The organism is Streptosporangium sp. NPDC004379 (assembly GCF_042873875.1).
In the GTDB taxonomy this organism is placed as follows: Bacteria; Actinomycetota; Actinomycetes; order Streptosporangiales; family Streptosporangiaceae; genus Streptosporangium.
Map to the genome: position 1 here is coordinate 361,946 of NZ_JBIAMC010000003.1, position 14,403 is coordinate 376,348.

Annotated in this window: 12 protein-coding genes; 4 read left to right on the forward strand and 8 right to left on the reverse strand. The window is 72.4% G+C overall.

Annotation, left to right across the window (positions count from 1 at the left end):
- Positions 1 to 139 precede the first annotated feature (139 nt).
- The gene (locus tag ACFYSC_RS08875; protein WP_389959257.1) at positions 140 to 2,731 is read left to right on the forward strand and encodes a bifunctional FO biosynthesis protein CofGH; all 2,592 of its coding nucleotides are present in this window, start codon (positions 140 to 142) and stop codon (positions 2,729 to 2,731) included.
- Between the two features lie 89 nt (positions 2,732 to 2,820).
- Here the strand turns inward: ACFYSC_RS08875 and ACFYSC_RS08880 are convergent, their stop codons facing one another.
- From ACFYSC_RS08880 to ACFYSC_RS08890, 3 genes are all read right to left on the reverse strand, one after another.
- The gene (locus ACFYSC_RS08880) at positions 2,821 to 3,690 is read right to left on the reverse strand and encodes a hypothetical protein (RefSeq protein ID WP_389958711.1); all 870 of its coding nucleotides are present in this window, start codon (positions 3,688 to 3,690) and stop codon (positions 2,821 to 2,823) included.
- Positions 3,687 to 4,229, reverse strand: coding sequence for an RNA polymerase sigma factor (locus ACFYSC_RS08885; protein WP_389958713.1), 543 nt, complete (start codon positions 4,227 to 4,229; stop codon positions 3,687 to 3,689). The genes ACFYSC_RS08880 and ACFYSC_RS08885 overlap by 4 nt, the downstream gene beginning before the upstream one ends.
- Positions 4,230 to 4,324: 95 nt before the next feature.
- The gene (locus ACFYSC_RS08890) at positions 4,325 to 4,468 is read right to left on the reverse strand and encodes a hypothetical protein (RefSeq protein WP_389958716.1); all 144 of its coding nucleotides are present in this window, start codon (positions 4,466 to 4,468) and stop codon (positions 4,325 to 4,327) included.
- Positions 4,469 to 4,620: 152 nt separating this feature from the next.
- On the opposite strand from ACFYSC_RS08890, the gene ACFYSC_RS08895 reads away from it, so the two are divergent.
- A complete protein-coding gene (locus ACFYSC_RS08895; protein ID WP_389958719.1) occupies positions 4,621 to 5,895 on the forward strand; it encodes an ATP/GTP-binding protein in 1,275 nt (424 codons plus the stop codon).
- 130 nt (positions 5,896 to 6,025) lie between these two features.
- Positions 6,026 to 6,742 (forward strand): RloB family protein, encoded by a 717-nt coding sequence (locus ACFYSC_RS08900; protein WP_389958722.1) that lies wholly within the window; start codon positions 6,026 to 6,028, stop codon positions 6,740 to 6,742.
- 121 nt (positions 6,743 to 6,863) lie between these two features.
- Here the strand turns inward: ACFYSC_RS08900 and ACFYSC_RS08905 are convergent, their stop codons facing one another.
- The 5 genes from ACFYSC_RS08905 to cofD all read right to left on the reverse strand — a co-directional run bounded on the left by ACFYSC_RS08905 (position 6,864) and on the right by cofD (position 11,769).
- Complete coding sequence (locus tag ACFYSC_RS08905; RefSeq protein WP_389958725.1) at positions 6,864 to 7,622, reverse strand: SRPBCC domain-containing protein; 759 nt, start codon at positions 7,620 to 7,622, stop codon at positions 6,864 to 6,866.
- Positions 7,622 to 8,251, reverse strand: a complete 630-nt coding sequence (locus tag ACFYSC_RS08910; RefSeq protein ID WP_362929096.1) for a helix-turn-helix domain-containing protein — start codon at positions 8,249 to 8,251, stop codon at positions 7,622 to 7,624. The genes ACFYSC_RS08905 and ACFYSC_RS08910 overlap by 1 nt, the downstream gene beginning before the upstream one ends.
- 129 nt (positions 8,252 to 8,380) lie before the next feature.
- On the reverse strand, positions 8,381 to 9,211 hold the full coding sequence (locus tag ACFYSC_RS08915) for a formate/nitrite transporter family protein (RefSeq protein WP_389958728.1): 831 nt from the start codon (positions 9,209 to 9,211) through the stop codon (positions 8,381 to 8,383).
- Positions 9,212 to 9,391: 180 nt separating this feature from the next.
- The gene (locus tag ACFYSC_RS08920; protein WP_389958731.1) at positions 9,392 to 10,714 is read right to left on the reverse strand and encodes a coenzyme F420-0:L-glutamate ligase; all 1,323 of its coding nucleotides are present in this window, start codon (positions 10,712 to 10,714) and stop codon (positions 9,392 to 9,394) included.
- Positions 10,711 to 11,769, reverse strand: coding sequence for a 2-phospho-L-lactate transferase (cofD, locus tag ACFYSC_RS08925; RefSeq protein WP_389958734.1), 1,059 nt, complete (start codon positions 11,767 to 11,769; stop codon positions 10,711 to 10,713). Before cofD ends, ACFYSC_RS08920 begins: the two co-directional genes overlap by 4 nt.
- A 237-nt stretch (positions 11,770 to 12,006) precedes the next feature.
- On the opposite strand from cofD, the gene ACFYSC_RS08930 reads away from it, so the two are divergent.
- Positions 12,007 to 14,274 (forward strand): hypothetical protein, encoded by a 2,268-nt coding sequence (locus ACFYSC_RS08930; RefSeq protein ID WP_389958737.1) that lies wholly within the window; start codon positions 12,007 to 12,009, stop codon positions 14,272 to 14,274.
- The last annotated feature ends 129 nt before the right edge of the window (positions 14,275 to 14,403 follow it).

Genomic DNA, 14,403 nt, shown 5'->3' on the forward strand with positions numbered 1-14,403 from the left:
ATTTACGTCTATCGAGAGTTCCTTGGCTTGACGATTCAGCTTTGCTGAAGAGTCGAGGGGGTGATCCGGACCCGCGGCGGGCGGGCCGGGGGCCGGGCCGTAATGTGCCCCCATGAGCGTGAACCCCACCGACACCGCGATGCGGCGAGCCCTGGCCCGTGCCCGGGACGGCAAGACCCTCGACGTCACCGAGGCCACCGTCCTGCTGCACGCGACCGGAGAGCACCTCGACGCCCTGCTGGAGCACGCCGGGCGGGTCCGCGACGCGGGCCTCGCCGCCGCCGGGCGGCCGGGGGTCGTCACCTACAGCCGCAAGGTCTTCATCCCGCTGACCCGGCTCTGCCGCGACCGGTGCGGCTACTGCACGTTCGCCGTCGCCCCGCACCGGCTGGAGAGCATGTACCTCGGCCCCGACGAGGTGCTGGACATCGCCCGGCGGGGCGCGGAGCTGGGCTGCAAGGAGGCGCTGTTCACCCTCGGCGACCGGCCCGAGGACCGCTGGCCCCAGGCCCGCGAGTGGCTGCACGCCCACGGCTACGACGACACCCTCTCCTACGTCCGCGCCATGGCGATCCGGGTCCTGGAGGAGACCGGGCTGCTGCCGCACCTGAACCCGGGCGTGCTGTCCTGGCGCGACCTGCAGCGGCTCAAGCCGGTCGCGCCGTCGATGGGCATGATGCTGGAGACCGTCTCGCGGCGGCTGTTCGAGGAGAAGGGCGGCCCCCACTACGGCTCGCCCGACAAGGACCCCGCGGTACGGCTGCGCGTCCTGGAGGACGCCGGGCGCACGAACGTGCCGTTCACCAGCGGCGTCCTCATCGGCATCGGCGAGACCGTCGCCGAGCGCGCCGAGTCGCTGTTCGCGCTGCGCGCCGTGGCCCGCGAGTACGGCGGGCTCCAGGAGGTCATCGTCCAGAACTTCCGCGCCAAGCCCGACACGGCGATGCGCGGCATGCCCGACGCCGACCTGCGGGAACTCGCCGCCACGATCGCGGTGGCCCGGCTGGTGCTCGGGCCGCGCGTGCGGCTGCAGGCCCCGCCCAACCTGGTGGACGGCGAGCACGCCCTGATGATCCGGGCCGGCATCGACGACTGGGGCGGCGTCTCCCCGCTGACGCCCGACCACGTCAACCCCGAACGCCCCTGGCCGCAGATCGACGACCTCGCCGCCCGCACCGCCGCCGCCGGGTTCGCCCTGCGCGAGCGGCTGACGATCTACCCCGAGTACGTGCTGGCCGGCGAGCCGTGGCTCGACCCCCGGCTCGCCGGGCACGTGGCCGCCCTCGCCGACCCGGAGACCGGCCTGGCCCGCGAGGGTGTGACGCCGGCGGGCCGCCCCTGGCAGGAGCCGGACGGCGGGTTCGCCGCGGCGGGCCGTACCGACCTGCACACGGCCGTGGACACCGAGGGGCGCAGCCGCGACCGCCGCGACGACTTCGACCACGTCTACGGCGACTGGGACGCCCTGAGGGACCGCCTGCCCGCGGGCCCGCCGTCCGGGGACCGCGCCGGGCGGGCGCCCGCGGCGCTGCTGGGGGAGGTGTCGGAGGCGCTGCGGCGGGCCGCGTCCGACCCCGCCGGGCTGACCGAGGAGCAGGCGCTCGTCCTCCTCGACACCGCCGGCGACGCCGACGGCGCGGGCGCGGACGACGCCGCTCTCGACGAGCTGTGCCGGATCGCCGACGACCTGCGCCGCCAGGCCGCCGGGGACGACGTGACCTACGTCGTCAACCGGAACGTCAACTTCACCAACGTCTGCTACACCGGCTGCCGGTTCTGCGCCTTCGCGCAGCGCCGTACCGACGCCGACGCCTACACGCTCAGCCTGGAGCAGGTCGCCGACCGCGCCTGGGAGGGCTGGGAGGCCGGGGCGACCGAGGTGTGCATGCAGGGCGGCATCCACCCCGACATGCCGGGCGACGCCTACTTCGACCTCGCCCGCGCGGTCAAGGCCCGGGTGCCGGACATGCACCTGCACGCCTTCTCGCCGATGGAGGTCGTCAACGGCGCGAGCCGGCTGAACGTGTCCGTCGAGGAGTGGCTCGCCGGGGCCAGGGAGGCGGGCGTGGACTCCCTGCCGGGGACCGCCGCCGAGATCCTCGACGACGACGTGCGGTGGGTGCTGACCAAGGGCAAGCTGCCCGCCGCCGAGTGGGTCGAGGTGATCACCACCGCCCACCGGCTCGGCATCCCGACGACGGCCACGATGATGTACGGCCACGTGGACACCCACGCCCACTGGGTGCGGCACATCCGGCTGATCCGCCGCATCCAGGAGGAGACCGGCGGCTTCACCGAGTTCGTGCCGCTGCCGTTCGTCCACACCAGCGCCCCCATCTACCTCGCCGGGATCGCCAGGCCCGGCCCGACGGCGCGGGAGAACCGGGCCGTGCACGCGCTGGCCCGCGTCCTGCTGCACGGCGCGATCGCCAACGTCCAGTGCTCCTGGGTCAAGCTCCGCGACGACCTGTGCCGCCAGGTGCTCCAGGGCGGCGTCAACGACCTCGGCGGCACGCTGATGGAGGAGACGATCAGCCGCATGGCCGGCTCCGAGAACGGCTCCTTCAAGACGATCACCGAGATCGCGGCGATGGTCGCCCCCACCGGCCGCCCGGTCCGCCAGCGCACCACCTCCTACGGCGTGCCGGACGCGGAACGGCTGGCCGCCGCCGCGGCGAGCGACGGCGTCTGCCGCAGCGTACGGTCCCCGCTCCCGCTGGAGACGCGCTGATCCGGACGCTCGGCTCGGTGCCGGACGCCCGGATCGGCACCGGGCGCCCGGCCCGACCGGCTCGGCATGGGGCGCCCGGCCCGACCGGCTCAGTCCCCGCGGCGAAGATCGCGTAGGAACGGGTTGGAGTCCGGGCCGGCGTGCAGTTCCACGGTGTCGGAGCTGTACGGCGTGGCCATCGCGACGATGTAGTCGTCCTTGATCCGGTCCGGGCCGACGGGGGAGCTGACGCCGCTGCCGTCGGCGTTGTTCTCCATCAGGAAGTACCGGATCTTCAGCCCGCGCCGGGCCAGTTCGGCCCTGACCTCCGCGACCGTCCTGCCCTTCACCGGATAGCCGTCCACGGACGCGGTGTCGACGGCCTCGTTGACGGTGGACAGGCCCGCGTAGGGCTCGCCGGGCGCGGCCGGGCGGCCGATGCTCACGGAGATCTTCCCGGTGTAGTCCGCGGGGAAGGTCACCTTTCCGCACCACGCGGATCCGCAGGGTCCCTCCGGCTCGTAGGTCACCCCCGTGCCCGGCGGGAGGTCCCCGACCAGGTCGGGGCCGAACATCTTGCCCACCATCCGGGGCGGCACCGGGATCTTCTCCACGGTGGCGTCCAGCCCGACGGCCTTGAACGCCTCCGCGAAGGCCGCCGCGTCGGCGTCGGGGTCGGTGACGGAGACGGTGAGATACCTGTCGGTCCGCTTCAGTGAGACGGCCGCGTTGGCGTACTCCGTGGCGGGGCCGCCCCAGGGCAGCCCGACTCCGACGACCAGCGCGGCCGCCAGCCCGGCGGCGGCGCCCAGCGTCAGGCCGCGCCGGATCGGCGGGCTCCGGCGCGGCCGCCCGGCCGGCGCCCGCTCCTCCGACATGATCGATTCCATCAGCGCACGCGCCCCGGCGCCCGTGGCCTGCCCTGCCGGATCCCGGGCCAGGTCGTCGTTCCGCACCCGTGCGAGGTCGGCGATGTTCACAGCGGTCTCCCTTCGACGGCGATGAGGCCCGGGTGGTCGATCCCGGCCTTGGCCAGGTCGCGTGCGAAGCGCCTGCGGGCGCGGTAGAGCCTGACGGCCGCGGCGTTGCGGGAGACGCCGAGGACGCGGGCGATCTCCCGCGTGTCGAGGTTCTCCCACGCGACGAGGGTCAGCAGCTCCCTGTCGCCGTCCGACAGGCCGCGCAGGACGTTCCCGACCCGCGAGTAGTCCTCGACGGACGGCTCATCGAGCACCGGTGAGGCGGCGAGCTGCCCGCGCAGCACCGCCGTCCGCTGCCCGTGCCGCCGTTCACCGCGCCGGTGGTTGGCCAGCACCCGCCGGGCCACGCCGAACAGCCACAGCCTGGCCTCCTCCCCCTGGGGCACCTCGTCGATCCGCCGCCACGCGACCGTGAACGTCTCGGCCACCACGTCGGCGGCGTCGTCGGGGTCGGGGCAACGGCGCAGGGCGTATCCGAGGATGGAGGCGTAGGCGGACTCGTAGATCTCCACGAACCGGCGCTCGGGATCCCTTCCCATCCGGTCTCCTCACTTGAGTGGTCAACACCCACCCATGTCCGGATTTCCGGATCTATTACAGGGTCGGGAGTGATGAGGAGGAGATCCCCGGCCGATCAGGAGAACAGGGCGGTGAGCCAGTCCTGCCAGGCGCGTTCGGCCTTGGCGGCGTCGGCGTCGGGGGCGAACAGGTGGTGGCCCAGGACCATCGCGTCGCCCCCCTCCGGGCCGGAGTGGATGAACCGGTGAGAGCTCGGCACCGGATGATGGTACGGCGCCACGGGACCTTGGCGACCGCGAGTCACTCGCTGACATCCGATAAGTAGCTGCCATATGATTTCCTGTGCAGGTTTTCTGCGTTAGAGGGTAGATGACGGGACGGAATTCCCTGTTCTGGTAGGGAGGTTCAACGGTGCTGATCCGCTTCAGGCTGGCTAACCACCGGTCCGTCCGCGACGAGCACGAACTGTCCTTGATCGCCACGGAGTTCGACGAGGGCTCGGCTCGGAAGACCGGTCTCAAGTACCGGGGGCGGGACGTCTCGGTGCAGCCGGTGGTAGGCGTGTTCGGGGCCAACGCGTCGGGAAAGTCCAACCTGCTCAGCGGCTTCCAGCTCATGCGTGACGCTGTGCGCGACTCTTTCGCCGACTGGGCCAAGATCCCGGAGGCGGTTCCCCGCCAGCCTTTCAAGCTCGATCCCGCCTCCCGCAGGGAGACGACGCTGTTCGAGATCGATCTCGTGATGGGCCGGGACCCCGTCCGTTACACCTACGGCTTCGAACTGTCGGACGAGCGGGTGGAGGCGGAATGGTTGCACGCGTACCCGCACGGCCGCCGCAATGTCTGGTTCGACCGGGAGGCGGGCCGCCCGGAGGCGGAGGGCGGGGAGTTCGTCTTCCGAGGGGAGGGTTTCAGGGGAGAGCGGGACGCCTTGGTCCGGCTGACCCGTCCGAACGCCCTGTTCCTGTCGGTTGGCGCGACTCTCAACGATCCCCAGCTGTCGGCGGTGCACGGGTGGTTTCTGAGCCATCTGTGGCCGGTGTCTCCGGGCAGAGACATCGAGACCCGGCTGCGCTGGACCAGATGGCGCCTGGCTCACCCGAGCCAGGAGGGAGACCACCGTCAACGGATCGCGGAGCTGCTGCAAGCGGCAGATCTGGGAATCACCCGCCTCGACACGGACCCCGAGACCGGCGAGGTCAGGTTGTGGCACCGTACTCCGGACGGCGGGGAGACGCCGTTGGACTTCCACGCGGAGGAGTCCATGGGAACCCATGCCTGGTTCGCCTTCCTGGGGCCCATGCTCACCGCGCTCGACCAGGGATCGGTCCTGCTGGTGGACGAACTGGACTCCAGCCTTCATCCGGCGCTCGCGGCCGAGGTCGTGCGGGTCTTCCAGGATCCCGCATCCAACCCGCACGGAGCCCAGCTCATCTTCACGACGCATGACGCGACCCTGCTAGGCAGTGAGGTGCTCGACCGGCCGCTCAACCGTGACCAGGTGTGGATCACAGCGAAGCGGGGCTCGGGGGAGACGGAGATCTACCCGCTTACGGAGGCCAAGCCCCGCAAGGAGGAGAACCTGGAGCGAGGTTATCTGCGCGGTCGTTACGGCGGAGTACCCCGGGTCACCGCCGGGAAGATCGTCCGCGGGCTGTCCGGACGTGAGACGAAGGCGACGGCGTGAGCGGACCGATGGGGACGTGAGCGGACCGATGGGGAAGGGCGAGAGGCGGACGGCACGGAGAAGGCGTGGACGCCTGGAGGACGAGCGGTCACTGGCTCCGAGATCCGGTTCGCGCTCGCGCGGGGTACGAGTGCTGTATGTGGCCTGCGAGGGTGAGTCCACGGAGCCGGACTACCTGGAGTACCTGAACGAGCGGTTCGGAGACGGCGACGACCGGAAGAGGCGGTCTTTCAAGATCCAGCCAGTCTTCCGTAAGAACGGGATGACCCCTTCTGGGGTCGTCGAGGCCGCCCGGAAGGTCGCCCGTGAGGACGAGGCATGGGCGCTTTTCGACCGCGATCAGTGGGATGACATCCCACAGGCGATCAGAGTCGCGGCCGAGTCGAAAGTCGAGGTTGCGTTCTCGCATCCGTCGTTCGATCTGTGGCTTCTGCTTCACTTCCAGCCGTTCGCCGGGGCACAGAGCGGCAGCAGCGGACTCGTGGTCGAGAAGCTACGGCGGGCGAAGGGCGCCGACGCCTTCAAGGACTACGACAGGAGAGGCGACAAGAATGTCAGAGGAGCCCGGCGTGACGCCCTGAATTCGAAGGAGGGGAGAGCGGTGAAACACGCCCGGAGCCTGGTCGGCTCCTGTGCCCGGGGAGACTGTGATCCCGATGGCGCGCGGTTCGAGCCGGTCGGCCGCGATGCCGGGCCGTGGTCACCACGGATGTGGACGGCCCGTTCCGGGCACGCCCCGGACTGCCCGATCCTCCATCGTGATCCGTCCACCGACGTGTGGCGTCTACTGGTCGCGCTGGGCATCGGTGAGCGGGAAGCGGACGCGTCCAGGGACGAAAACGGGTGACTCCACGCCCGTCCAGATCGCGACACGGATAGGCGACCGTGATACGCATCCGCCGCGAGCCCTCTCGCGGGAGAGGACCCAGCGGCGGATGGGCCGGCTTCCGGGTGGGACAGGCCGGTGATCAGGAGAACAGGGCGGTGAGCCAGTCCTGCCAGGCGCGTTCGGCCTTGGCGGCGTCGGCGTCGGGGGCGAACAGGTGGTGGCCCAGGACCATCGCGTCGCCCCGCGTCGGGCCGGAGTGGATGAACCGGTAGAGGCCGTCGGCGGTGCGCACGCCCAGCAGGGACGGTCCGGCGGCGTAGTCGACCACGCCCTCGACCGGGGCGAGCCCGTCCACCGTGACGCGGGCCGGGTCGCCGGCGGCGGGGTCGCCGGGCAGGCCGAGCGCGCCGGTGAGCAGCGACCAGGCGCGGTCCTGGTCGGCGGAGCCCGGGCGGAAGGCGGAGACGACGGCCGTGGCGGTGCGGCCGGGGAAGTGGAGCAGGTAGGCGGCCAGGGTGTGGAGGTACATGTCCCAGCCCTCCTGCATGGCCTCGTACTCGGCCTCCCAGTCGTCGCCGAGGAAGCCGCTCTGCGCCAGTCGCAGCACGGTGCTGCCGCCGTCGCGTCCCTCGATGAGGTACTCGAAGGCCATGAACCTGCCGTCGGGGGCCTCCTCGCCGCGGTGGGCGAACCGCTTGCCCGGCTCCCAGGCGGTGATGGTCGAGCCCTCGGTCATGCCGCCGACGGTCAGCCGTGTGCTGCCGCCCTCACCCCCGAGGACCTCGTTGCGTCCCATGAACCACGAGTCGATGCCGGGACCGGTCGCGATGGCCTCCCAGACCTCCTCGGGGGTGGCGGGAAGGGTGATCTCCTTGTGCAGATCGAACTCGTGCAGCATCAACTCTCCTCGGTGCCGTCGGACCCGGTGGTCCGAGTCTGCACCGATTCTGGGTCGACGCGCGGATGAATCGCGACGATGAGGCGGTGGGGCCGCCCGCCCTCGGCGGTCTCGTCGTGGTATTTGGCGACCAGCGCGGTGACCGCGCCGGACAGTTCCTCGGCGAAGGCGGCGCGGTCGGCCGCGGAGGCGAAGCGCACCTCACCGTCGATGGCGAACGTCGCCACCCGCTTGTTCGCCCTGGTCGCGCCACTGATCAGCTCGCCCACGTCGCGCACCAGCCGGGAGGCGACGGCCAGCAGCCAGCGGGCCGACAGCCGGTCGGGCGCGCGCGACGGGTCGGGCGCCACCGAGGCCAGCGCGACCGGGGAGATGACGTAGGAGGAGGCGGTGGCGCGCATCACCCGTTCGGTGACGTTGCCCTTCCTGCGCTCCTCGACGAGCTCCACCAGGCCGTGCTGCTCCAGGGTCTTCAGGTGGTAGTTGACCTTCTGGCGGGGCAGGCCGACCTTGGCGGCCAGCATGGTGGCCGAGGCCGGCTCGGCCAGCTCGGCCAGCAGCCGGACCCGGATCGGGTCCAGGGAGACCTCGGCCGCGGCCGGGTCGTCGATCACCGCCACATCAAGCATGCCACCACTGTATCCGACAATCTTTCTTGTCGGAAGGGCGGGATTCCCAGCCCCGGTGTTCCGGGCCCGGAACACCGGTTCCGCTCCCGGCCCGGGGCCCCGGGCCGCGGACTCCGCCGCGGCGCGTCGTCAATGCCGGTGGCCGCGTTCCTCGGCGAGGCGGTGCGGCACCCGCGCCAGCCGCAGGAAGGTCACCAGCCCGACGCCGCCGACGAGGTTGCCCAGGATGGCCCAGCCCAACGCCGCCAGCCAGTCCAGGTAGCCGAACGGGGCCCGGCCGGTGATCAGGGCGGCGAACATCAGGATCGAGTCCAGCACGCTGTGGAACAGCTGACCGCCGGCCAGCAGGGCGCCGAACAGCACGGCGGGCACCAACCGGACCCCGATGTCGTCGGTGGCGTGCTGCATCCGGGTCATCAGCGTGATCACCATGCCGGCCAGCACCGCGAGAGAGAACGAACGCAGGTTCACCCCCAGCTCCGCGAAGTGGGTGCCGGCCTTCACGGCGGTCAGATGCAGCCGGGGAAAGGCCTGCATGATCAACCAGGCGATTCCCCACCCACCGGCCAGGTTGGCCACCAGCGACACCGCCCACAATCTGGCCAGTCCGCCCAGAGATCCGTGCCGGGCCGCGACCGCGGCCACCGGTACCAGGAAGTTCTCGGTGAACAACTCGCTACGGGCCAGCACCAGCGCGACGAAACCGATGCTGAACGCCAGCCCGGCCACAATCGTGGACCCGGTCGCCTCCTCGACCAGCAGGTACGCCAGCACCCCGGTGCCGATGTCGATCCCGCCGAGCAGGCCGGTCACCACCAGCGTCGACCACGGCCGCGCCAGCCGCCCCGAACCCTCGTCGACCAGGCGGTCGAAGGCGTCCTCAAGCTCGGGCTCCGGCTCCACCGGGGGCTGCGTCAGCCCGTCACCATGGCGGTAGCCGGACTCCGGGGACTCACTCACCGAGACGTCATGCCCCCTGCGGCGGCCGCTACTCCTCGTGTGCGATGAGTGGCGCACGGTGCGCCGTCCAGGCGGGTGGATCCGAGTCCGTGCGGGCCACGGGCGCCACGGGGGGCGCCGGACCTGCTCGTCGAGGCTCTGTTCCGCGGACCTCCTCGCCGTGGCGAAGATCCACGGAACCTAGCGGACCGCGATGAAGTCGTCCGCCTTCCTCGGCGCCCGCTCGCGCGGCGGCGCGGCCGGGCGGCCGATCGCCACGGCGCCCATCGGATCCCACGTCGCGGGCAGGTCCAGCACCTCGCGGACCACGTCGCGGCAGAACATGGTGGACGACACCCAGGCCGACCCCAGGCCCTCCACCGCGAGCTGGACCAGGAAATTCTGCACCCCCGCGCCCGCTGCGACCACGAACATCTCCCGCTCGGCCGCCGCGCGGCGCGGGTCGGGGTAGGTGTGCGAGCCGTCCATGACCAGGCAGGGCACCGCGAGGTACGGCGCGGCCCGCAGGACGTCCCCGCGCCTGATCCGCCGCTCGATCGACGCCTCGGAGAAGCCGTCGCCCCGCAGGTCGGAGATCCACGCCTCCCGCATGGCGTCGAGCAGCCGCAGGCGGGCCCCGGCCGACTCCAGCAGCACGAACCGCCAGGGCGTCGTGTGGTGCGGCGCCGGGGCGGCGATCGCCGCCTCCACCGCCCGGCGGACCTTGGCGCCGTCCACCGGCTCGGCCGCGAACCCGCGGACGGTACGGCGGGCGAAGACCACGTCGCGCGAGCCGTACCGGAACATGTCGTCCTCGGACTGGCGGACCAGCTCCCGCACGCCCGGCCCGTCCTCCTCGGTGGTGTACTCCGCCATGCCGCGGATCACCGCCACCGGGGTCTGCGCGATCTTGCCCTTGACCAGGTCGCCGGCGGCGGCGAACTCGTCGGCGATCGCGGTCAGGGTCACCTCCAGCGGGTTGCCGTAGTCGTCGGACAGGCCCCGGTAGTCGAGTACGGCGGGCATCCCGGCCACGCCCACGGCCATGTCGGTCTGGCCGTTGCGCCAGGGGCGGCCGAAGGTGTCGGAGACGATCACCGCGACCGAAACGCCGAGCCGCTCCCGGACGCTCCTGCGGACGGCCACGGCGGAGGCGTCGGGGTCGACCGGGAGGAGCACGACGGTGCCGGGCTCGGAGTTGGAGGCGTCCACCCCGGCGGCGGCCATCACGAACCCGTGCGAAGTCTCGGCGATCACCGTCTCGCCCCGCCGGGCGACGACCCGCCGGGTCTCGTCGGCGATGGCCTCCGACCGGCCGACACCGCGGCGGACCCGGCCCTCGGCCTTGCTGGAGATCTTGGAGGTGACCACGAGGATGTCGCCGTCACGGAGGTCGGGCATGGCCGCGGCGATCAGCGCGCCGACGTCGTCCCCCTCCCGCACCTCGGGCAGCCCGGGGACGGGGAAGATCTCCAACCTGGTCTCGACGGGCTGTTCGTCCTGCTTGCGGCGGGTCCTGCTCATCTTTCCTCTTCGTATCGCGTCCCGGCGGCCTCACTCCGTGCCCCGGCGTCGTCCGGTGCTCCGGCGACTTCGTCTCGTGTCCCGGCGTCGTCCGGTGCTCCGGCGGCCTGGCCGCGGGAGGCCGCGAGGCCGGTGACCATGTCGAGCGCGGCGCGGGCGATCGCGGCCGCCGCCTCGATGTCGTGCATGATCAGGGGACGGGCCTCGACGCGGACGCCGTCGAGCCGGACCCCGGCGTCCTCCTCGGCGACCAGCCAGCCGTCCAGCAGCGGCGAGCCGTACAGTTCCAGGACGGCCTGGGCGGTGGTCTCCACGCCGATCGCGGTGAGGCAGGCGTCGGCCATGCCGCGGACCGGGGCGCCGCCGACGATGGGGGAGACACCGACCACCGTCTTGCCCTCAAGAGCCTCCCGGATGCCCTTGATCTGCAGGATCGTGCCGATGCTGACCACCGGGTTGGACGGCGGCAGGATCACCGCGTCGGCCTCGGCGACGGCCTCCAGCACACCGGGGGCGGGCCGGGCCTCGTCGGCGCCGACCAGGACGATCCGCTCGGCCGGGACGGACGCGCGCATCCGCACCCACCACTCCTGGAAGTGGATCGCCCGGCGGCCCTGCTCGTCGGAGACGACCACGTGGGTCTCGACGCGGTCGTCGGTCATCGGGATCAGCCGCACGCCCGGCTCCCAGCGGGCGCACAGGGCCTCGGTGACCGCGGACAGCGGATACCCGGCCCGCAGCATCTGGGTGCGCACGATGTGGGTGGCGAAGTCGCGGTCGCCCAGACCGAACCACTGGGGCTCGACGCCGTAGGCGGCCAGCTCCTCCTTGACGGCGTGCGACTCGTCACGCCGGCCCCAGCCCTGCTCCTCGTCGATGCCGTCGCCGAGGGTGTACATCACGGTGTCCAGGTCGGGGCAGACCTGGAGGCCGTACAGGACGATGTCGTCACCGGTGTTGCCGATGACCGTTATCTCCGAGTCGGGGGCCGCGGCGCGCAGGCCGCGCAGGAAGCGGGCGCCGCCGATACCGCCGGCGAGGGACACGATGCGCATGACGTCCAGTCTTCCACTGCCTCGTGGCCGCCGGTCCGGCAAAATCTGCGCGGGGCGGCGGCCGCCTTGTCGTGATCGTTGCGAGGGCCGTCCGCGCAGGCGGGAGGGCCGATATGGCTGTCCGAAATATATGACAGTGTCCTTAATGGTTGGCTTGTGGGGCTGGCGAGGTTGCGGAGAGTTCCGACACGTAAGTCGGCCATGTGCAAAACTGGCTCGGATTTACCTGACGACCCGGTGGGGGTAGTTGTGAACAACGTCGAGGCTGACCGGCTCCGCGGACCGGCCGCGTGGCTCATGGTCGCCACGGCGGCCCTGAGCGTCCTTTTCGGCGTCATACGGCTGTTGTTCGGATTCTCCGGCTCCAGCGAGGCGACCTTCGCCGTCCGTGCGCAGGCGGTCCTGAGCGGCCTCACCTCCCCGGTGCTCGTCGCGCTCCTCGTCGGCGGCGTCCTGCTCGGAAGCCACTTCGGCCCGCCGGTCGCACGGCTGAAGCTCATGACCCAGGTGGCCGTGGCCGCCCTCGGCCTGATGACGCTGTTCGGCGCGATCGGCCTGATCGGCGGGCTGTTCGCCGGTGACAGCGTGATGGGCCTGCTGGAGTTCCTCCTCCTCAGCGTTCCGGCGCTGGCGCTCGCCGCCGTCGGGCTGCTCCACCTGCTGCCCCGGATGACCGCCGCCGCTCCCAGGACCCGGCCCGCCGGGTTCACCGAGGGGAACGGCCTCGGCGCCGTCGGCGGCCTGGGCGGCATGCAGGAACAGCGCCCGCAGGAGCAGTCCTTCCCGGCGCCTCCGCAGGCCGGGCACGCGGGGGTCCAGCAGGACCAGCCGTTCCCGCCGGGCTTCCCGCAGAACCCGGCCCAGCAGCCCGGCTCGCCGCAGGCCCCCCAGCAGGGCTTCCCGCAGGCCCCCCAGCAGGGTTTCCAGCCGCAGGAGGCCGCCTTCCAGGGCCAGCAGGGGCACCAGGGCCAGGGGCACCAGGGTCAGCAGGGCTTCCCCCAGGGCCGGCAGGGCTTCCAGGGGCCGGGGGTTCCGCAGGGTCCCGCCGAGCAGATGTCCGCCGCCCAGCACGGCCTCCCGGACCAGGGCTTCCCGGACCAGGGCACGCAGCAGGGCTTCCGCCCGCAGGAGGCCCAGCCCGGCCCCCACGTCCAGCCCCAGCACCTCCGGGGCCTGCCGGCCCTCCCGCCCGCGCAGAGCACCCAGGGCTCCCAGGACGCCCAGAACCCGATGGCCTCCGAGGGGCACGGCGGCGGTCACGGGTCCGAGGAGCATCTCCGGTCCGCCGCGACCACCGCCTACCCGGCGCAGCCGGGCGAGGGACACGCGTCGGCCTACCCGCAGGCCGGTGAGGGACACGCCCCCTCCTACGCGTCGCCGTCCGGCGACGGGCACGCCCCGGCCTACGCGTCGCAGGGCGGTGAGGGTTACGCCTCCTCCTACGGGGCCCCCTCCGGCGACGGCCACGCCCCGGCCGCCTACGCGCCGCCGACCGGCGACCAGGGGTACGGCGCGCAGCCTCCGGTCTACAACCCGGCCCCGACGCAGCCCTCCCTGCCCCCGCAGGCCTCCGCCGCCCCGGCCGAGCAGCCGTACGCACCCGGTCCGTACGTGGCGGCCGACGTCCAGCACACGGCCGCGCCGTACGAGCAGCCCGCCCCCTACGCCGTCCAGGCCGACCACGGCCGGCTCCCGGCCCACGGCGAGCAGCGGTTCCCCGGCTACGACCGCCCGGCCGACGGCGGGCTGCCCGGCTACGACCGGCAACAGGCCGAGGGCGGGACGGGCGGCGGCCACGCTCCGCAGGCCGAGCAGCAGACGCCGTTCTACACGCCCCCGCAGGAGAGTTACTCCCCGCCGGCCGAGGCCGGGGCGCACACCGCCTTCGACGGCCGGCCGCAGCAGTCCTTCCCGCAGCCGCCGGAGAACTACGGCCAGCCGCTCACCGGATACTCCGGCGGCGAGTTCGCCCGACAGGCCGAGCAGCAGGGCACGCCCTACCAGGCGCCCGCCCCGGTGGACCCCCGTTCCCAGCAGATCGCCCAGGCATACCAGCAGGCGGAGAGCTACGCCCAGCAGGCGCAGGGGACCGAGCCGCAGCTGCGCGTCCCGGAGTACAGCTCCTCTCCCGGCTCCCCGGGCCCGCAGACCGGCGGCTACGACGACCCCTTCGGGCACCCGCAGACCCACCAGACGCCGCCCGCGGCGCAGCCGTACCAGCAGCAGGGGCAGCAGCCGTACCAGCAGCAGGGCGGCGAGCAGTGGGACGCGCAGGAGGAGTCGACGATGCGCCTCGGCTCCGGCGCCTACCGGGGAGACCCGCTGAACGATCCCGACCCCGGGATCAGGCCGTGGGACTCCCGCCCGACCATCGACCCGACCGCGATCTACAAGCCGGAGCGCTCGGGGCAGGTCACGGGGGAGGAAAACACGGATAGAGAAAGGGTGGGCCCCGGTCAGGAGCAGAACATGTCCTGGTACGGTTCCGACCGCCGGGAGCACTGAACGACCAGGCGATCGTCATGATCGCCTGCCGCTCGCCCTCGTGGCGAGGAGCCGTGACACGCCGACCGGGGAGAGCGGGTCTTTCCCCGGACATCGGCATGCCGCTTGACGTCACACAGGCCACGCGCG